16 protein-coding genes (1 of these 16 only partly in view) are annotated in these 19,490 nt (G+C 47.8%); 12 read left to right on the top strand and 4 right to left on the bottom strand.

What is annotated here, in order from left to right:
• Positions 1 to 49: 49 nt before the first annotated feature.
• Positions 50 to 4,339, bottom strand: coding sequence for a S8 family serine peptidase (locus tag MHB54_RS11205; RefSeq protein WP_340981604.1), 4,290 nt, complete (start codon positions 4,337 to 4,339; stop codon positions 50 to 52).
• A gap of 362 nt (positions 4,340 to 4,701) precedes the next feature.
• Between MHB54_RS11205 and MHB54_RS11200 the strand changes: the two genes are divergently transcribed.
• Entirely contained in the window at positions 4,702 to 5,637 is a 936-nt protein-coding gene (locus MHB54_RS11200; protein WP_269321404.1) for a manganese-dependent inorganic pyrophosphatase, read from the top strand.
• Positions 5,638 to 5,697: 60 nt separating this feature from the next.
• Here the strand turns inward: MHB54_RS11200 and MHB54_RS11195 are convergent, their stop codons facing one another.
• The 3 genes from MHB54_RS11195 to MHB54_RS11185 form a co-directional block, all read right to left on the bottom strand.
• Entirely contained in the window at positions 5,698 to 6,621 is a 924-nt protein-coding gene (locus tag MHB54_RS11195) for an alpha/beta hydrolase (RefSeq protein WP_023986643.1), read from the bottom strand.
• On the bottom strand, positions 6,606 to 7,148 hold the full coding sequence (locus tag MHB54_RS11190; protein WP_023986644.1) for a MarR family winged helix-turn-helix transcriptional regulator: 543 nt from the start codon (positions 7,146 to 7,148) through the stop codon (positions 6,606 to 6,608). The genes MHB54_RS11195 and MHB54_RS11190 overlap by 16 nt, the downstream gene beginning before the upstream one ends.
• A 111-nt stretch (positions 7,149 to 7,259) precedes the next feature.
• Positions 7,260 to 8,222 carry an ATP-dependent DNA ligase gene (locus MHB54_RS11185; RefSeq protein WP_068938321.1) on the bottom strand — a complete coding sequence of 321 codons (963 nt, stop codon included), beginning with the start codon at positions 8,220 to 8,222 and terminating at the stop codon, positions 7,260 to 7,262.
• A gap of 315 nt (positions 8,223 to 8,537) precedes the next feature.
• On the opposite strand from MHB54_RS11185, the gene MHB54_RS11180 reads away from it, so the two are divergent.
• The 11 genes from MHB54_RS11180 to MHB54_RS11130 form a co-directional block, all read left to right on the top strand.
• Complete coding sequence (locus tag MHB54_RS11180) at positions 8,538 to 8,813, top strand: GNAT family N-acetyltransferase (RefSeq protein ID WP_013308402.1); 276 nt, start codon at positions 8,538 to 8,540, stop codon at positions 8,811 to 8,813.
• A gap of 290 nt (positions 8,814 to 9,103) precedes the next feature.
• Complete coding sequence (locus MHB54_RS11175; protein WP_013308403.1) at positions 9,104 to 9,670, top strand: DUF420 domain-containing protein; 567 nt, start codon at positions 9,104 to 9,106, stop codon at positions 9,668 to 9,670.
• A 183-nt stretch (positions 9,671 to 9,853) separates the two neighbouring features.
• Positions 9,854 to 11,128: an ABC transporter substrate-binding protein gene (locus tag MHB54_RS11170; RefSeq protein ID WP_023986647.1), complete on the top strand. Its 1,275-nt coding sequence runs from the start codon at positions 9,854 to 9,856 to the stop codon at positions 11,126 to 11,128.
• Between the two features lie 63 nt (positions 11,129 to 11,191).
• The gene (locus tag MHB54_RS11165; protein ID WP_013308405.1) at positions 11,192 to 12,073 is read left to right on the top strand and encodes a carbohydrate ABC transporter permease; all 882 of its coding nucleotides are present in this window, start codon (positions 11,192 to 11,194) and stop codon (positions 12,071 to 12,073) included.
• The gene (locus tag MHB54_RS11160) at positions 12,073 to 12,963 is read left to right on the top strand and encodes a carbohydrate ABC transporter permease (protein ID WP_023986649.1); all 891 of its coding nucleotides are present in this window, start codon (positions 12,073 to 12,075) and stop codon (positions 12,961 to 12,963) included. The genes MHB54_RS11165 and MHB54_RS11160 overlap by 1 nt, the downstream gene beginning before the upstream one ends.
• A 50-nt stretch (positions 12,964 to 13,013) precedes the next feature.
• Positions 13,014 to 14,840 carry a protein O-GlcNAcase gene (locus tag MHB54_RS11155; protein WP_264454273.1) on the top strand — a complete coding sequence of 609 codons (1,827 nt, stop codon included), beginning with the start codon at positions 13,014 to 13,016 and terminating at the stop codon, positions 14,838 to 14,840.
• Between the two features lie 100 nt (positions 14,841 to 14,940).
• Positions 14,941 to 16,479, top strand: coding sequence for a DUF4127 family protein (locus tag MHB54_RS11150; protein ID WP_264454272.1), 1,539 nt, complete (start codon positions 14,941 to 14,943; stop codon positions 16,477 to 16,479).
• A gap of 5 nt (positions 16,480 to 16,484) precedes the next feature.
• Positions 16,485 to 17,204: an N-acetylmannosamine-6-phosphate 2-epimerase gene (locus tag MHB54_RS11145; protein ID WP_264454271.1), complete on the top strand. Its 720-nt coding sequence runs from the start codon at positions 16,485 to 16,487 to the stop codon at positions 17,202 to 17,204.
• Positions 17,182 to 18,021 carry a MurR/RpiR family transcriptional regulator gene (locus MHB54_RS11140; protein ID WP_023986653.1) on the top strand — a complete coding sequence of 280 codons (840 nt, stop codon included), beginning with the start codon at positions 17,182 to 17,184 and terminating at the stop codon, positions 18,019 to 18,021. Before MHB54_RS11145 ends, MHB54_RS11140 begins: the two co-directional genes overlap by 23 nt.
• Positions 18,022 to 18,151: 130 nt before the next feature.
• Positions 18,152 to 19,114 (top strand): ROK family protein, encoded by a 963-nt coding sequence (locus MHB54_RS11135; RefSeq protein ID WP_264454270.1) that lies wholly within the window; start codon positions 18,152 to 18,154, stop codon positions 19,112 to 19,114.
• Positions 19,115 to 19,139: 25 nt separating this feature from the next.
• On the top strand, positions 19,140 to 19,490 hold the beginning of the coding sequence (locus tag MHB54_RS11130) for an FAD-dependent oxidoreductase (RefSeq protein WP_254349109.1). It continues 1,260 nt past the right edge of the window; the window shows 351 of its 1,611 coding nt (coding positions 1-351); the start codon lies at positions 19,140 to 19,142; its stop codon lies off the right edge, out of view.

The raw sequence follows: 19,490 nt of genomic DNA, 5'->3' as shown, positions 1-19,490 counted from the left end.
CCCGAACCGCAGCTTTGGTTATAACACGGCTCGGGAGGCTTTTCTATTGTTAGTTAATCAGCGAAGCTTTCTGTAAAAGCACATGCAGCACCTTGGCAGATGCCTCACGGGTTGTAGGTGCATTCGGCTGGAAGTAGGAGGAGCCTTTAATCGCTTCTCCGTTGATGATACCTGCTGCACTTACTTTTTCAATACTGTCCTTGGCATAGCCTGCAAAGGATGAAGCATCATGGTACGGTGTACGTGCAGGGCCATCGACTGCTGCTTTGATTTGAAGCAGATCTACAGCTTTACCCAGCACGACAGCAATTTCTTGACGACTGATATTAGCGTTCGGATCAAACTTGTCGCTGCTGCGACCCGTAATCAAACCAGCTTCATAAGCGGCTGCTACATCGCCGGAGTACCAACTACCTGCCGGGATATCACTGAATGGTGCAGCAGTACCCGGTATCAGGCCGAGTGCCCGAGTTACCAGGGCTGCAAATTCTGCACGTGTCACTTTCTTCTTCGGTGAGAAAGTCGTGTCGGTCGTGCCATTGATCAGCAACTTGTTCGCCAGCGATTGAATTTCGGATTGGGCATACGACGATGAAATATCTTCAAAGCTAACGGGACGTGTCGCCGCTGCATACGTCGAGAAGCCCGGTCGGCTTACCTTGACGACGGTAGATCCATCAGCCTGCTTGGTGAAGACGGATGGAACGGGATAGACATTTCCGTTTGCCGTATAAAGTACACCGGCTGTATTGGAATCAATTTGACCAGGTACGGTAAAGGATCTGCTTATGAACTGTCCTGGAGCAACTTTGAGCGATTGACTCTTGCCACCAGTGACAACATTAGCTTCAAACCCTACCGGGATGCCGATCACATTGGAGCCTTTCAGCTTACTTGTAAAAGTGCCACTCGCCTCTGTCTGGCTGCTGATTATCACTTCAATGCCTGCACCAGCAGGAACATTTTTTAGAGCGGATACTGGCAAAGCCAAAGAAGAACCTGTATTGCTTACAATCAAGCTGCTTCCTGCTGCAGCCTTGCCCAACGTTACCAGTTGTGTGGAAGTGAGCGATGCTTTTGTCGTTTGGCCTGCTTGGCTAGTAGCCGACAGTACAATAGCTGTCGGGCTGGAACCTGCTGCTATCACGGCACCCTGTAAATCTGCATCGGTTACTGTCAGCGACTGTACATTATTGTTCAATGCAACGGCTGTAGTGACAGTTTTAACAGCCTGCCCTTGTTTCACAACGCTTTGAAGTGAAGGTGCAGATGTAGAGACAGGAGTGGATGTGTTCGTTGCAGCAGAAGGTGTAGTATTACTTCTGCCACCTCCACCACCGCCGCCTCCAACACTACCGCTGGATGCGGCGCTATTATCCACACGGATAGCTTTAGTGGCGGTGAAGAGTTTAGGACCGTCGGTATTGCGTACGACTTCGCCGTCTTTATTCAGTTCTGGAGAACTGACTTCCAGCTTGTATACGCCATCCTTCAAATGCTGAATCACGGGCTGACCATTAGCATCCAGAACAGGTTTTCCATTGTCATCTAATTCGACGTAACTTCCGTCAATATCCTTGAAGGAATATGCGCCTTGTTTGAGGCGAGCGTTGGCTCCTTGTTCTTTTGAAGTCGTAATGCCGTCAATAAGACCAATTAATTTATCATCAACGCCGTATACATAAAGCGCGATCTGGTTGGTTTTATCTGTGGTCAGGCGGAATGCCAAATCTGTTGAGCGTTGAGCACCTGTACGACTCGGATAAATAATCGGGTTGGTGACACTCAAGTCCTGCAAGCCGAAGCCAGTTGTTGGATTTTCTTTGCCTACATGAACGACGAACGGCAGATGAAGTGTTGGCAGTCCGGCGCTTTTCAGAATAACTTCCCCTTCATATATACCTGTGGTTGCACCTGAATTTGGTTGTACAGACAGGAAGAACGGTTGCGATTTACCCGGTTCTGCCGAGATTGCTCCATTCGCGCCCACACCTTGCAACTGAACGGCAATGTTGCTCACGTCAGGTGTAGCAATCGGCTTAGTTGGATCAGAAGTTACATTATCATGTAAAACGGTGCTGGCTTCATATTGCACAGTGTTAGCCGACAAGTTTTTGAGTTGAAGCTGAATCTGCTTCGCATCACTACCAGGTCGTAACACCCCGAAGCTGGCGGAAGGATTGTAATTCACAACCTCCTGCCGATTAAAGTTTTTGTCGAGAATCGTAATCTTTTCGACGGTTTCCAGCAGGGCTGGCGTCTGAATCGCATTAGCGATGTTTACAAGGCCTGCACCTTGGGAATACACATCATATTGGATTTTATCCTCATCAAAGAGTGTAACCGAAGTGTTTGCCAGAGCAGCGCGGATATCAAACGGTGTCCAGTTTGGATGCTGTTGTTTCAGCAGCACAGCAAGTCCAGCCACATGCGGAGACGCCATACTTGTACCGTTGCTGCGTTTGTAGGCTTGCTCATAAGATGCATCCGGATAGAACTTGGCGAAGGCAGGGTAGGTTGATAAAATGCCCACACCCGGTGCGCTCACATCCGGCTTGATGCTGAGCAGTTCATCTCCGTTCGGTCCACGAGAGCTGAATCCGGCCATCGTATCGCCTGCATTATCTGTACGAATATAATCTGCCCCAAAGGAGACGGAGAACTTCTCTCCAGCATTGTCCACAAGTTGTTTAGCCAGCGCGCGCCCTTCCTTACCTTTCATGTCAAAGGTCGGAATAAAGTCAAAGCTGTCACCCAAATTGGAATTTACGTAGTCATTACGACCTGAAATACTTTCCCCTAAATCAGCTTTGGTGATGTCGCCCGCTTTCGTATTCCCATTAAAAACGATAACAGCCTTCGCACCGTTTTTTTTCGCATTTGCGATTTTATCCACGAATGCCAAGTTGCCGCGTGAAACGAGGACGATTTTTCCTGCTACGTCTTTCCCTTCAAAATCATCAGGTTGCCCCAGATTCGCATATACGAGCTCATAAGGGGCAGTTCCCAAAATGGAGGCAAAGTCTTCTCTGCCTGTCTCCCAGCCCATCAAATTAAAATCATAATGTGCATAAGCATCATCAGTTACGGTCTTTTTCAATTCACCGTTAGCCTCCCAATAGGAGTCACGGGTGACCGAAGCTGTACCCGAGAAGCTTTTGCTCGGCGAAGTGGCTGCACCGACGGAAATCGCCAACTGTGATGTTGCGGGAGAACCCATGGAATAAAAATAGGGGCCTTCCTGTGCCGCATTACCATTCGCTATGACCGCGACTACGCCGGAAAGTACAGCATTATTAATAGCAATGGAGTCGGGGGAGTTCGGATCCTTTTCGGAATCCGAGCCCAGCGACAGGTTAATGACGTTCATACCATCTTTGACAGCGCGTTCAATACCATCAATGACCTGTGCGGAGGAACCGGAGGAGCGTCCCGTCTTGGTATTGCGTCCAAGCACTTTATACACGTATAAGTCCGATTTATAGGCAATACCCTTTTGCACAATATCCGAGGATTTATTTGCGGCTTTACCGGCAATTGTGCCGGAGACGTGAGTACCATGTGTCGTTCCGCTAAAACCTGTGCCGTAAGGGTCATTTTCTTTTTCAAGGAACGGTTCCTCGTAAGGGTCGTTGTCTTGTTCAAAAGAGTCATATCCGCCTTTATAGGCTTCTTTCAAATCCGGATGCTCATAATCGATACCGGTATCAATAACCCCGACCTTGATTCCCTCGCCATTCAGTCCTTTGGCCCAGGCTTCAGGAACACCAATCTGGTCCAGCGGTGCGTTATCATAAGTGGCTTCACTGGCTGTAAGTGTTGGCGGGTCCTGTACTGGGATGGAATAATACGTTTTGTTTTCATGAATGGATTTTACACCTGGCAGTTTAGCCAGTTCTGGAATCTTATTGGCTGGTAGTGTGATCTCCAAGCCGTTAAGCACTGTGTTGTACTGGTAATTCACCTGAAGAGAAATACCATGCTCAGCGGCTTGGTCTACGAACGTAGTTTGCTCGGTGGCAATCGCGGATTCCGCTTTTTGCTCAGATTGAGCTGTGAAAGCTTGGAAGCCTGAACGTGCCGCATATTTGTCCACGGCTAGGGGCTCACCATCAAGCTGTACGATAACTCTGACTTGGCGGGAAGAATCTGTGCTTAGCTCTGGCGAAATGAAGGCCGGAGCCGCCTCAATAGTCAATGCTTGCTGAGCTTCCAAAAATGAGTTGATTTGCAGATCTGCGGTAGCAGCAGAACTGACAGACGGCAGAGACAAGCTTACCGTCAAGGCAAGAGCGAGTGATACGACAGGTATTTTTTGCAAAATGATCGGCTTTTTCAAAGATTTCCCTCTTTTCAATCAAAATATGATATGTCTACATACTAGGATTTGAAGCCACTGCCGTTGTTCTCACGCCTCCCTTAATATCTAAAATAATAGAATTGACCACTGGTGACTAACTTGCCAGTTTTGAGGCATATCTTACCATATTGGTGGGATATATTACTATATGTTTTTTATATTTTTAGAAAAAATAAGGGTAACATCACATATAGATTCCATGGAAATGTTATGAATTTACTAGATTATTTTTGAAAACAATCGAAGGGGAATGGGAGAATGCGAGATTTAATGATATAATCTGCATTGGAATTGTTGAGGTTTCACAATCATGTAAAATGCCTAAGGCAAAGGAGTCGATTATGTTGGCAAAAACATTGATTTTTGGGCATAAAAATCCGGATACGGATACCATTTGCTCAGCTATTGCTTATGCAGACTTAAAAACCAAACTGGGTGCGGACGTAGAGCCGGTTCGTCTGGGCGAGGTGAACGGGGAAACGCAGTATGCACTGGATTATTTCAAAGTGAGCGCGCCACGTCTAGTTGAGCAGGTTGCTGCTGAAACGGACAACGTCATTCTGGTCGATCATAATGAGCGCCAGCAAAGCGCCGCTGATATTGACAAAGTACGTGTAACTGAAGTCATCGACCATCACCGGATCGCTAACTTTGAAACAAGCCAGCCGTTATACTTCCGCGCTGAGCCAGTGGGTTGCACAGCCACCATTTTGAACAAGCTCTACAAGGAAAATGGTGTAGCGATTCCGAAAGAAATCGCAGGTCTAATGTTGTCCGCGATTATTTCCGATTCCCTGTTGTTCAAATCCCCAACCTGCACGGATCAAGACGTGGCTGCTGCTCGTGAACTGGCTGAAATTGCTGGTGTGGATGCAGATCGTTACGGATTTGACTTGCTTAAAGCGGGGGCTGATTTGAGTGGTCACACCATTGAACAGTTAGTGAGTCTGGATGCCAAAGAATTTCAGATGAATGGTCGCAAAGTGGAAATTGCTCAAGTGAACGCGGTAGACGTCAACGATGTGCTATCGCGTCAAGCTGACCTAGAAGTTGCATTATCCCAAACCATTGAGGCCAAAAATCTCGATCTGTTCCTGTTCGTTGTAACAGACATTGTGAACAGTGATTCCATTGGTATTGCCCTGGGAAGCCAAGCACAAGCGGTTGAGAAAGCCTATAATGTACAGTTGGATGACAACAAGGCTGTTCTAAAAGGCGTTGTATCGCGAAAATCGCAAATTGTGCCTGTATTGACTGACGCTTTTAACAGTTTGTAAGGATAAATAATAAGCCTCCTGAACCCCTGCATAATGGCAGTGGAAGCAGGAGGCTTATTTTTATTTCTTCAGTTCTGCCAGGACGTCTCCGATGCGGAATTCAAATGCCAATTTCAACTGATCGCTCATCAGGTGCCAGGCGTTTTCAGCTACAGCGAGATCGCCGCTATGGGTAAATGCATGTGCGGCACCCATGTATTTTTTATACGTCACGGACACATCTGCTTCAATCAGCCGTTTGGCGTACAACTCGGCTTCGTCAGCCAAGGAGTCCAACTCCGCGGTTATGATCAGAGCAGGAGGGAGATTATGTAGTGATTCTGCAAAAATGGGGGAAACTAACGGATTCCGCGCCTCCTCTGGTGAGTGCAGGTAGCTTTCATTAAAGATCTTTGCTACTCGTGGCGGAATGGCTTTCTCGAATTGGGGCTTCAATTTGGGATCTGTAGCAATATCTAATGGTGGGTAATCCAGTACCTGATATATAATCGGAAATTCCTTGCGATCCCGGGCCATAAGACACAGCGCTGCCGCTAGATTACCACCTGCACTGTGTCCCCCGACCGCAATGCGTTGAGGATCTACGTTGAGCACATCAGGATGCTCGTACAACCATTGGGTTACATCATAGCTTTCCTGTAGCGGGATAGGGAATTTATACTCCGGGGCCAAGCGATAATCGACATTAACGACAACGCAATTCGCACGTTCAGTAATGACCGGACACCAGGGATCATCCATTTCGGCGCTGCCCATTACAAAGCCGCTGCCATGGAAATTTACAAATACAGGGAGTGGATCAGCAGACCGGTGAGAAGGTTCATATACAATCACCCTGGAGTCACCAACAGAGGTGGGAATGATCCTTTCTTTCCGATGTACTTTGGGAGAATGCGAAGGTTTGAAATCGGACGCAGCTACCATTCTGCCAGCCGATATGCGGGCAAGTTTGACGAACAGTTTTTGTCTCAGTCTTCGCACCATTTTTCTCTCTCCTCTCTGGAGTCGGTTAGACGCGAACCTTTGACATCTTCAAACGCAGAACGTACGCGTGACAAATAGGTTTGGAACTGACAGATTTCCGACTCACTAAAGTCTGACATCAGACGTGAAGCCAGCCCTACGAAAAAGGGGTCCATCTGTTGAATTTTACTTCTTCCTTTATCGTTCAGGGACACGAACACTCCCCGCTTGTCATTGGGATCGTCATATTTATTAATGAATCCCTCTTGTTCGAGAGAAATAACCATAGAACTGATTGCTGCCCGGCTTACCCCCATCTTTTCAGCCAAAGCAGAAGGAGATGACATTTCATCTCTTTGCGCTGAAAGTACACAAAGGGCGATATATTGCCCGTAGGACAGACCAAATTCACGCGAACGTTTTTCCATGTTTTTACGTATTTCATACGTTATGGAAAATAAATCTACCAAAACACCAATCGGTTTATTGCCACCTGGAAAGAGATTATAGGCCAGTTGACGAATTTCGGAGTCCAAAAAAAAGAACATGCGATCCACCTCGATGTAGTTAATTAGTTAACTGTAATTTAATTAACCACTGGTTGCAATGATTTATACAAACTTTGTTCCGCATTTTTTTGAAAATATATCTGTAAAACGTCACATCCAGGGGCCGATACACTGATCGGGGCCCTGATTCACAAAGGCTTGTATGGAGGGCTGACGCAGGGTACGTCCTTCTTGCCACCGCCATTCACTATATTGAACCTTGGCGGTATACATGGGTTTCACCCAAAATGCGTCCTGATGCCGATCCGGTTTATTGCTAAAAGGTCGCTCCGATATGGTATGTGGTAGCAGGCGCTCGGTAAGCTGACGCCAATCTTCCCGAGTCAGCTTACCCGTCCCCACATGCCCGATATAGCGCAGCATTCCTTGTTTATCATATTGGCCCAGCAACACAGCATTGATAATGCCTCCGTTTAGGGTATAGCCACCGATAACGGCAATGATATCGCCATAATTTTTGACCTTGAGCCATCGTCCGTCCTTTCCGCCCAATGTGTACGGACTATCCAGCTTTTTACACACAATGCCTTCCATTCCTTGGCTGCACATGACCTGAAATAGAGCTTGTCCATCAGGATGAGCGGGAGCCAGTTGAATCCGTTCATTCGGTATGATGATCTGATGCAGCAGTTCAAGCCTTTCCTGTAACGGTTTAAGATGAACCCACTCCCCGTTCAGATAAACAATATCAAACAACATGTAAGTAGCGGGTACAGCTTCATAGGCTGACTGAACTCGATCCGTCCGACGAATCAGATCCCGTCGCATAATTTCATGGAACGATGGCTTACCGTCGGCACCGAGTGCGATCATTTCCCCGTCCAATATGACCGAATCAGCCTTACAGTAGGAGGGGAAGAGAGCAAGCTCCGGGTATAAAAGCGTTCGCTCATGCTGCTTGCGGTTGAACAGACGCGTACCGCCCTGGTCGTGATACGTCATAATTCTCGTACCGTCCCATTTTATTTCGTAACGCCAAAGGCCCGGATCTACAGGTACTTTTTCGCTCAGTTCCGGTTCAAACGGGATGACAGGTTTTAATTCCGTACGCAACGCAGCACCTCCCTTGCCTTAATTGGAATAAATATAGTGTCGACGATAGATCCTATTTTATGTATCAGGATTTTGAAAAATTCGATTCCAGTCGCTCCGAAGTGCAAGATATAGACGAACTAAACCATTTCGATCTATATCTTGTTCATTGGAAGTCGCTTATGGGATTTTTGCAAAATCCTCGTATGTAATGTTTCGCTGATTCCTAAATAGGGGAATGATAAGGATATCTAGCGTCGGCATGAAGTGATTGCAGTAATACGTTAGCATGGAGTTGTAACGGGATTTTCTTCAGTCAGAAAGGAGATTGGTTTCATGAGACAAATTCGCGAGGAGGACCATGCAGTAGTCATGGTGGATGATGGACAGGTAGTTGCAGAAGTAGGCTATAAATCCATAGATGACCACTCATTGGTCATTGACCATACATTTGTATCCGAGCAGTTACGGGGTCAAAAAATCGGCAAGGAGCTCATCGACCGAGTGGTTGATATGGCAAGGAATCAGCATAAAAAGGTTATTCCTGCTTGCTCGTACGCGCTTGCTCTGTTCAAGCGCCATCAGGAATACAGTGACGTATGGCAGCAATGAATATGGATCATCAAGGCTGTTTAATTGCATAACCGACACAACACCGGAGCGGGTAATCAGACCTTCCCGGTGTTTTTTTGTGTGCATAAAGCTTGTAAAATCAATGCATTCTACCGTTGATATAGGGAAGTAAAGGGCTATTTTCAAATGTTGAAGCATATTTTCTGACAGATGGCTGTGAAATTGTTCATACTGTTGTCACTTCACAGGCTGTCCATGAGTTCTATATAATATATTATGGTTATGACTACAACAGTAACGAAAACCTGAATTTAACGAAGGAGACGCTCATGATGAATAAAGCGAGTGAGGACAAGCAGTACGTTCCAACGAGCAATCGTAATTTTACAGCCTTGATTATCACCGTTTCCATTATAGCCAACGTGATTATTTTGCTGCTGTTCTTTTCGCCGATCGGATACCAGGGTAGTGTGAGTTTTGATCTCACTATTTTCCCAAGGCTGAATGCGATTTTTAACAGCTTCACATTTATTTTTCTGGTGGCTGCACTGGTTGCTATTTTCAAAAAGAACATTAAGCTTCATAAAACCTTTGTTTTGCTGGCCTTCGCCAGTACCGTTTTATTTTTATTTTCCTATCTGACCTTTCACTACATTTCGCCGGAAACTGCAAAATATGGTGGGGTGGGTATCCTTCGGCCGATCTACTTTACGCTGTTGATTTCGCATAGCATACTGGCTGCGATTATTGTACCGCTGGCACTGTTCACGGTTGTATGGGGATGGACGATGCAGGTAGCAAAACATCGTAAGATTGCGCGCTGGACGATGCCAATTTGGCTATATGTGAGCTTGACCGGGGTACTGGTGTACGTGTTCATGGCCCCATACTATTAATAGATGTGAACCCTTTGCGGGTTGATTTAGGAAAATGGCGTCTCTGCTGAAGAGGCGTCTTTTTTGTATCCAATAAAAGAAAAATTATTCCTTCTAAATTTATTTTATTGAAAAAACGTTCCTTCTTTAGCGGTATTTCTGCTATAATTTGCCTTAATCAACTAAGAACAAGGGGGTCACCATGTGACAAAGAAAGCGAAAGGCAGGTTACGGTTGCTTGTATCTATGCTGGCGCTGGTTGTACTGCTGAGCAGCTGCGGTGGTGGAGGATCAAAGTCGGAAAAGGTTGACGGAGGGAAAGTAACACTGCAATTTTGGACCATTGCACTACAACCTACATTTACCCCGTATTTCAATCGGGTGATTGCCGATTATGAGCAGAAGAACCCCAATGTCAAAATTGACTGGAAGGATTACCCTTATGATGCAGTGACCAACAAGCTGTTGACAAGTATCGCTAGCAACAGCAGTCCGGATGTAGTCAATCTCAATACAGAATTTGCTAGCCAAATGGGCTCCAAGGGTGCTGTTGTTGATATGAATGAGCATTTGTCGCCCGAGGAAAAGGCTGCTTATTTCGAGGGTATTTATAATTCCACAGTCATTAACGGTAAAGCTTATGCGCTACCCTGGTATACCGGTACAGAAGTGCTTTACATGAATACAAAGCTGGTCAAAGCCGCCGGATTGGACCCTGCTCATCCGCCCAAAACCCGGGAAGAATTGTCTGATTGGGGCCGTCAAATCAATAGAAAAATTGGCAAAGCAGGCTATGCTCAGCAACTTGTATCCAAGCTTTTCGCTGTGGACGGCATTCCTATTCTAAATAAAGAAAAGACAGCAGCGGCGTTCAATACACCAGAAGCAGTCACTATGATTGATAATCTAAAAAAACAGATGGAAGATGGCGTTGTACTCAAGGAAGACGCTGACTTCTCACAACAAGTGAAATATTATGCCGGCGAGCAGGTTGCTTTCGAGCTGGCAGGCCCAACGTTCATCAATTTTATCAAAACGGCAGCGCCGGATGTTTATAAGAACACAATTGCTGTTCCTGTCCCAACCGGTAAAGCTGATGTGCGGCTCTCCAACTCCATGGACCTGGTCGTACCTGCTAAGTCTGCACATGTGGACGAAGCAGTGAAATTTGCTGTTTTCTTGACAAACGCAGAGAGTCAAACAGCTTTTTCTAAAGCGGCGAATACACTACCTTCCACGAAAGACTCCATTAAAGATCCATATTTTACTCAGTCTGACAAATCATTAGAAGCACAAGCCAAGGTAGTATCCGCGCAAAGCTTGGATAAGGCGACAGATTATATGGTCGGTGTGCCTAATGCCAAAGATGTGAACAGTGCCATCGCGCGAGCTTTGCAAAATATTGTATTGAACGGTACGGATACGAAGCAGACGCTTACTGCCCTGGAGCAGGAAGTGAACGATATTTTAAAGCAATAGGTTTGACAGGGGAGTAAATGAATACTCCCCTGTTCATTTATCAAAATCAGGTGGTGATGCAGCATGATCAAATGGTTAAGGTCGGAGTCCTTTACGGCCTGGGCCTTTATGACGCCAGGACTGTTATTGCTTGCCGTCTTTGTATTTTGGCCTATTATTTACAGCATCCCGCTGGCATTGACAGACTACTCTGTCATATCAGATACCCATTTTGTCGGCTTGGATAATTTTGAAGCGGCGTTTAAGGACCGTAACTTTCTTATTTCAATTTGGAACTCATTGTTGTACGTGCTCATTGTCCCCTTTCTCCAAATTTTCTCTATCCTGATGGCTGTGCTTGTGAACAGCCGTATCCCGGGAATTAAAATATTTCGTACGTCCTACTACATCCCTGTTGTGACTTCGATGGTAGCTGTAGCCTTAATTTGGAGCTGGCTATTGGGCAATAACAGCGTAGTGAACTACTTGCTCATGCAGGTCGGCTTGATTAGCAAAGACATACACTGGTTATCGGACAGCAACTTGGCCTTGTATGTACTGATGTTCATCACAATGTGGAAGGGACTCGGGTATTATATGATGCTCTATCTGGCTGGATTACAAAATATTCCTCAAGATCTGTACGAAGCCGCTAGAGTCGACGGAGCAAGCCGATGGCGTCTGATTGTTCATATTACTCTTCCACTGTTAAGACCTTACGTTTTGTTCTGTACCCTTATATCACTCATGTCAGCTATTCGTGTATTTGATGAAGTATATGTACTAACCAAGGGTGGACCGGGAACGGCCACGTTGACATCCAGCTTGTATATTTTTCAAAAGGGCATGGAGCAGTTCAATTTTGGATATGCTTCTGCGCTTGGCTTAATTGTCGGTGCAATGATTGCCGTACTTAGTATTATCGTATTCCGATTCAATAGGAAAGGCGGTGTCAATCCCTATTGATGAATCTAAAGGATGACAAAATGCTACGCTCATCTCTTCCTAAAAAGGAAAGCAGCCGCATCATGCGCAGTCTTGCTCGAATGCTGAGAATGACGGTCATCTACGTGCTTCTAGTGCTACTCGCCCTCTTTTTAATGGGACCGTTCCTATGGCTGCTCAGCGTATCCCTCATGCCAGGTCGTAACATTTTTTCAACGCCGCCCGCTATTTTTCCGACCTTTATCGATTTCGACAACTATGTTCAGGTGTGGCAGTTCATGAATTTTCCAAAGTATATGCTGAATACGGTCATCATTACGGTGTTGGGCGTTGTGCTCAATGTGGTACTCGCCAGTCTGACGGGATATCCCTTGGCTGTATTTCGTTTTAAGGGTAAAAATCTGGTGTTTACGCTGCTGATTGCCACGATGATTATTCCTTCCTACACCGCATTTATTGTGCATTATCTGACCATTCAAGGGCTCCATCTGGGCAATACATATTTGGGTGTGGTGTTGCCCGGGGCAGTCTCCGTGTTCAACATTTTTCTAATGCGACAGACGTTTATTCATATTCCCACCGATGTGCGTGATTCCGGTAAAATGGACGGCGCTTCGGAGTTTCGAATTTGGTGGCAGCTGGTGCTTCCGCTGGTCAAGCCGGCGCTCGCTGTAATTTCTCTGTTGGAGGCGATGTCGTTCTGGAACAGCTTTCTGTGGCCTATCGTTATTTTAAACGATACGGAGCTATATCCGCTGGCAGCTGCGCTCACGTATCTCAACGGTCAATTTGCCTATAACTTCGGTTGGATTGCTGCAGGCACAATGATTTCGGTACTGCCGATCATTATATTGTTCCTGTTTACACAGCGCTACTATATGGAAGGTTTGGCGGGAGCGGTAAAAGGATAAGCCAGTAGTCATGGCTACGAAGAGCCTGTGAATGGAAGGAGATGATTGCGATGAAATTGTCCAAAGGAATGGGGCCTCATTCGGGTGTAGGGTTATCACCGCAGGAGATACAATATTATTTTCGTGATGTGTATGACAGCGGGGAAAGGCTGGTTATCTCCGAACCGCGTCTGATCTGTGAACTGTCCTCTCGCTTTGCAATGAATCAGGAGTATGAAGGTGTGCTGGACCCCGAGGGACCGATCAAGCTTATTGTGCCTCCAGGACCGGGTGTACCGACTGAAACACGGGGAAGCGTGCAGTTGGTGCTCGAATATGACGGAACGCTTGCTGCAGACGGATATCGGTTGGACATTCAGAAGGACGGGCGGATTGAAATCCATGCTTCCAATAAAAGAGGGCTCAAATACGGCATGGATGCCCTGCATCTCCTGCTTCAAGTGGAACAGGAGCGATGTACTCTGCCGGTGATGTCTATTCGGGATGAGCCTTCATTCCCGGTCAGAGGAATTATTGAGGGCTTCTATGGGAAACCGTGGAGTTTCGCGGATCGGATGGATGCTGTCCGTTTTATGGCTGCGCATCGGATGAACACGTTCATGTATGCCCCCAAGGATGATCCATATCATCGTGAGCTATGGAGAGAGTCGTACCCTGAGGATACGTTTGACCAGATCCGCGAATTAAAGGAAGCCTGCGAACGGCATGAGATTGATTTTCATTACTGTATCAGTCCAGGGAACGACCTAAGCTTTGGCAGCGATGAAGATTTCCTTAAATTGACGGAAAAGCTAGCGGACGTGATTGCGATTGGCGTACGTCATTTTTCTGTATTAATGGATGATATTGATTATGTACTCAAAGGGGAAAATCGACATTTGCTGGGCCGCTCGGGTCACGCTCATGTCTTTTTGACGAACAAGGTTCACACATGGCTGGCTGAACGGCTGCCTGAGTTTACACTGACAGTCTGTCCTTCGGAATATTGGTCGTATTGGGATACCGAATACAAAAAGGACTTCCGTGAGCGGCTGCATCCGGAGATTAAGGTGTTCTGGACGGGGTACTTTGTTTTTGCCCCACAGATTAGTCGCGAGCACGCCGCTGATAATCATGCGTTCTTCGGACATGAGCTGTGGCTGTGGGATAACATCCCGGTGAATGATTGTGACCATGATCGGTTATTCCTTGATCCGCTGCGCGGACGGTATTCCGGGCTACCAGACTGTGGACATACCGGTATGGTGGCCAACCCGATGAATCAGTGGGAATGCTCCAAAGTAACGCTCATTACGATGTCCCACTATATGTGGAACAGTGAACGGTATATGCCTGAGCTATCTTGGCAATGGGCTGCGCGGGAGTTAGCGGGAGAGCGTGCGGATGAACTGATGTTTTTCTGTCGTCAAAACAGAAACAGCCGACTGGGCGGCAGCGCGTATGAGGACGTGGATCTTGCTTTGCAAATGCGCGATATCCCTGCGCTGGATATGTACTTTGAGCGGCTGCTTCAGACCGTGAGCGTCCTACGGAACGTGCCTGCCGATGATCTAGCGGCAGGGTTCGTGTCCCAGGCCGCACCGTGGCTGGAACGTGCCGAGCTGGACGCAGGCCTGTGGCATGTGCTGCGCCAAGCTGCGCTCAGTGGCGAGCGACAGGACGATGCACATTCAAGGGGAAGCAGCATGCCGAGCGAAGTAGTTGACGGGCAAGATCCGTCGCCTCTGACGGACGAAATCGCAGGAGAACTGCGATGCGGTATCACTGCTTGCTTAGAAGCGGAGGCTCGGCTGGGTAGCAATCCGGCGATCCGTGCTGCCGCGCAGTGGGGTTATGTCGATCAGGACGAACAAGGCAAATATCGACTGATCTTGTGAGTGTTTGCGATGGATTATGAAACCAAGGCAGCATAGCTGCCCTGAAAATAATCATTTGCCGTTAGGATAACGGTAATTTTCAGGAGAGGTGGAACGTACGGTGAAGTCAAGCACCCGATTACTTTTTATACCGCTGGATGAGCGGCCCTGTAATTATCAATTTCCTTATTTACTGGCACGGGGTACAGACTTGGAAATGGAGCGACCCCCATTAGAATGGATGGGACAAAAGAAAACCCCTGGCGATACGACCCGACTATGGGCATGGCTCGAAGAACGCGCGGCTACTGCTGATGGAGCCATTGTTGCGATGGATACGTTGCTGTACGGAGGAATCGTACCTTCTCGACTACACGGTATGTCGAGCGAGCAGGTCAGAGATAGAGTGAATCGGCTTCGCAGGCTAAAGCAACTATATCCGCAACTGACTCTGTATGCATTTCAACTAATTATGCGTTGTCCGCAATACTCTTTGGCTGATGAAGAACCGGATTACTATGCCGATTGGGGGCGTGAGATATTCCGAAAGGGCTTCATTGAGCATCGTCAGGAGCTGGGGATCGCTACCGCTGAAGAGTTGCTCGAATTAGCTGATATAAACGAGCGTTTGCCAATGGAAATACTGGATGATTACTTGGGGCGTCGCCATGTGAATTTGGAGGCTAATGAAGTTGCACTGGATCTCGTAGCAGAAGGTATCATTGATTTTATGATCATCCCACAGGATGATTCGGCTCCCTACGGCTATACCGCCAAGGATCAGCAGCGGCTAAGAAGTCGTATTTCTGAGCTTGGGCTGGATTTGAATGTATACATGTACCCGGGGGCAGATGAAGTGGGTTGTACGTTGCTGGCTCGTTGGGTTAACAAGATGAATAATGTAGTCCCACTGGTGTATCCCCGATTGTCTGCTTTGCAGGGGGCATTCGTAGTTCCGCTTTTTGAAGATCGATATTTTTACGAAACCTTAAAATATCAGATTATGGCGGCAGGTGGGCTGATAGCTTCCTCTGCAACGGAGGCTGATTTGATTTTGTTGGCTAACACACCCGGTGACACGATGGCAGAGGCTTCATCCCAGCAGCGTGCAATGACCGGATATGATGTACATCGGAATGTAGTAGAGCTGGTTGAGTACGGTTCTTATATGCTGCAATATGCAGGTCAAAATGTTGCAGTTGCTGATGTGGGCTACGCCAACGGCGCAGATCTCAAGCTACTTAGACTATTAAAGCAAAAAGGACTGCTTTTTAAGCTGGCAGGTTATGCAGGCTGGAATACCAGTTCTAACACGCTGGGCACCGTCATTGCTCAGTCCATGCTGTATACCCACTATGGCTCTACGGAGGAACATTTGGATTTTCTGTCGCTGCGCTACGCGGAGGATGCCTGTTATTGCGCTGTGGTACGTACGGCTATGAATAACGGGATTGTGGAGCAGATGGGTTTTACCAAGTTTATGCTCGATGGACCGAGAGGCTCGGTAGCTGCGGTTATTCGCGGACGGCTGGAGCAGGCACTCAATGAATATGTGAACGGGCCGGAAGGCCGCGTGGAAATTACAGATTGCTACATGCCGTGGAACCGCACCTTTGAAGTCGGATTAACCGTACGGCATCATGCCGAGAAGAGAGGGTGATTCCTATGGGAATGGAAGGTGTATTATCCAAAGTTCAGCACGGACTGATCGTATCCTGTCAGGCGCTACCAGGAGAACCGTTACATGGAGCAGATTCTATGGTCAAAATGGCGCGTGCCGCACAGCAGGGTGGAGCTGTAGCGATTCGCGCCAATGGCGCATCGGATGTATGTGCGATTAAACAGGCGATTTCTCTACCAGTGATTGGCTTGATTAAGCGGGATTATGATGATTCTGATATTTACATTACGCCCACCCTTCGTGAAATGGAGGAACTGGTGGAGGCAGGGGCGGATATCATTGCGCTGGATGCCACATTACGACCGCGCCCAGCGGGATGTAAGCTGAAGAGGCTCCTAGATTATGCCCATGAGCAGGGAGTCACTTCCATGGCAGACATATCGACACTGGAGGAGGCGCTTCATGCGGCCTCCCTTGGCGCAGACTGCGTATCCACCACGTTATCCGGGTATACGCCGTACTCTACTCAGATTGAGGGTCCTGATCTGGAGCTGGTTCGGAGAGCGTCGGAACTGGTTCCTGTTCCTTTAATTGCAGAGGGCAAAATCTATGATCCAGCGCAGGTTGAGGAAGCATTCCGAATGGGAGCACATGCAGTGGTTGTAGGCTCGGCGATTACCAGACCCCAATTGATTACGCAGCGGTTTGCCGATGCCGCAAGGAAGGCAGTGAAATGCATCTATGGAGATGAACGACCGAATTAACACGTATTATCCTTCATTAACGAAATCGGAGCAGAAAGTCGCCTTATGCGTACTGGAGCATCCCGCAGATATCATATATTTCTCCGTGACGGAGCTGGCGGATTTTGCAGGTACAGGCGAAACGACGGTGATGCGCTTTTGTCGGAAAATTGGGTTCAAAGGTTATCAGGATTTCCGACTGTCCCTGGCACAAAACCAGACTTATCGTAAAACCGATATGGGCGAGGAGAACATCGACCCAGATAACGAACAAGATATTACGCGTACGGTGTATCACAACATGCTCGATATTTTGCACTCCAGTATGGGACTGCTGGACCATTCAGAGCTTGGTCGTGCGATTGCGTGTCTCGATCAAGCGGGCTATGTTCAATTTTTCGGCGTAGGCGCTTCGGGAATTTCCGCGCAGGATGCTAAAAATCGTTTCTTACGGATTGGGCGCCGCGCCGAGGCTGTGGCAGACGGACATATTCAGTCGATGATGGCGGTGTCCATGAACCCGGGTGATGTGGCTATCGGCATTAGTGTATCAGGAAGTACGCTGGATACGAACGATATGCTGCATAAAGCCAAGCAAAACGGTGCAACTGTTATCGCAATTACGAATTATGCCAAATCACCCATTACCTCCATTGCAGATATCGTGTTGCTGACCGCGGGCAAGGAAGCGCCGATAGAAGGTGGCTCAATCGGCGCTAAAATCTCACAACTATTCGTGATTGACCTCATCTGCGAAGGGCTTGCTCGCAAGCACACGAGTCACACCAAACGGATGAAGGAAAAAACAGCGAGGGCCGTTATTGAACGAAGCTATTGAGATTTTTCAGTTGTGAATTGAAAACTGTGCGCTCTGACAGTTCAATGACTTGTGTTTGTGGTGCATATGAATGGCTATTTCATGTATTGCTACTAAATAGAAGGTTTGTAAAAAGAGCTAGTAAGCTTTTATGTGGGGCAACAAGGAGGTTGGTGTGGTGGCAGCTGCTGTGAACAGAGTCATTGGAATCGACATTGGGGGCACATCGGTGAAGGCCGCCATAGTGGCACGGGACGGATCGGTGCTTGATGAAATCCGGCTGGATACGGACGCTTCCCGTGGACGTGAATGGGTGTTGTCGCGGGTGTCAGAATCTGTGCTCGGACTGTTGCGTTCTTTTGGAGATACCAGCATCGGTGCCCATATAGATGTAGGCGCTCTAGGCATTGCTACTGCTGGCCGAGTAAATGTGGAGAGCGGCGAAGTTGTGTATGCCACAGATAACCTACCTGGCTGGCAAGGTACATCCTTGGTAACGTGGGCTAGAGAAAAACTGGCTTTACGAGCGGTTGCTGATAATGATGCGAACGCCGCTTTACTTGGAGAAGCGTGGCAGGGAGCGGGGAAAGGCAAGCGACGCTTGGTGATGCTCACGTTGGGAACAGGTGTCGGAGGTGCATATATGGAAAATGGCCACTTGTGCAGAGGGACTCATTGGAGTGGCGGTGATTGGGGGCACAGTATTCTATTCCCGGGGGGACACCCCTGCAATTGTGGAAAAAAAGGGTGCGCCGAGCAATATGTATCGGGGAGCGCCCTGTTACGTCGAGGTAGGGAACACGTCGGTAAATTGTACCGCTCAGGGAACGAGATTGTGAAAGAGGCTGCTTACGGTAACCAGGAAGCAATCCAAGTGCTGGATGATTACACCGCAGATTTAGCTGTGCTTCTATCTAATATCTCGGTGCCTCTTGATCCTGAGGCGATCATTGTAGGCGGAGGAGTAGCGGACGCGGGAGAGGTCTGGTGGCCCATGCTGGAAAAGCATCTGCACCAACTTGGAGTTCAAACGGAAGTAAGTCGGGCATTGTTGGGCAATCGCGCTGGAATCATCGGCGCTGCACGGCTTGCATTCGAAATGACCGGGTCCTAGTACAAGAATGAAAGGGGAACGAACCATGACGCAAAAACGGCTTGATACCGACATTGTTGTGATTGGCGGAGGTCTGGGGGGGACATCGGCAGCTCTCGCGGCGGCGAAGGCTGGCATGAGAGTCATCGTGACAGAGGAGACGGACTGGTTAGGGGGGCAGTTAACTTCACAGGCGGTTCCCCCAGATGAGCATCGATGGATCGAACAATTTGGATGCACAGCAACATACCGTGAGTTCCGTAATCGTGTGCGTGACTATTACCGTCAGAACTATCCGTTAACCGAAGAAGCAAGGAATAATCCCATTCTCAACCCTGGGAACGGTTGGGTAAGCCGTCTGGCCCATGAACCACGGGTAGCGCTGCGGGTGCTTGAA

It is taken from the genome of Paenibacillus sp. FSL M7-0802 (genome assembly GCF_038004945.1).
Classification (GTDB): domain Bacteria; phylum Bacillota; class Bacilli; order Paenibacillales; family Paenibacillaceae; genus Paenibacillus; species Paenibacillus polymyxa_B.
The sequence above is the reverse complement of the archived record's forward strand: the minus strand, read 5'-3'. Positions and strand labels throughout refer to the sequence as shown.

Excerpts from the sequence above, each read along its gene's own strand:
- MHB54_RS11195 (WP_023986643.1), bottom strand. The coding sequence starts at position 6,621 with ATGGTGCGAAGACTGAGACAAAAACTGTTCGTCAAACTTGCCCGCATA.
- MHB54_RS11140 (WP_023986653.1), top strand. The coding sequence starts at position 17,182 with ATGGAGATGAACGACCGAATTAACACGTATTATCCTTCATTAACGAAA.
- MHB54_RS11175 (WP_013308403.1), top strand. The coding sequence starts at position 9,104 with ATGATGAATAAAGCGAGTGAGGACAAGCAGTACGTTCCAACGAGCAAT.
- MHB54_RS11135 (WP_264454270.1), top strand. The coding sequence starts at position 18,152 with ATGTGGGGCAACAAGGAGGTTGGTGTGGTGGCAGCTGCTGTGAACAGA.
- MHB54_RS11165 (WP_013308405.1), top strand. The coding sequence starts at position 11,192 with ATGATCAAATGGTTAAGGTCGGAGTCCTTTACGGCCTGGGCCTTTATG.
- MHB54_RS11160 (WP_023986649.1), top strand. The coding sequence starts at position 12,073 with ATGAATCTAAAGGATGACAAAATGCTACGCTCATCTCTTCCTAAAAAG.
- MHB54_RS11200 (WP_269321404.1), top strand. The coding sequence starts at position 4,702 with ATGTTGGCAAAAACATTGATTTTTGGGCATAAAAATCCGGATACGGAT.
- MHB54_RS11155 (WP_264454273.1), top strand. The coding sequence starts at position 13,014 with ATGAAATTGTCCAAAGGAATGGGGCCTCATTCGGGTGTAGGGTTATCA.
- MHB54_RS11145 (WP_264454271.1), top strand. The coding sequence starts at position 16,485 with ATGGGAATGGAAGGTGTATTATCCAAAGTTCAGCACGGACTGATCGTA.
- MHB54_RS11180 (WP_013308402.1), top strand. The coding sequence starts at position 8,538 with ATGAGACAAATTCGCGAGGAGGACCATGCAGTAGTCATGGTGGATGAT.
- MHB54_RS11190 (WP_023986644.1), bottom strand. The coding sequence starts at position 7,148 with ATGTTCTTTTTTTTGGACTCCGAAATTCGTCAACTGGCCTATAATCTC.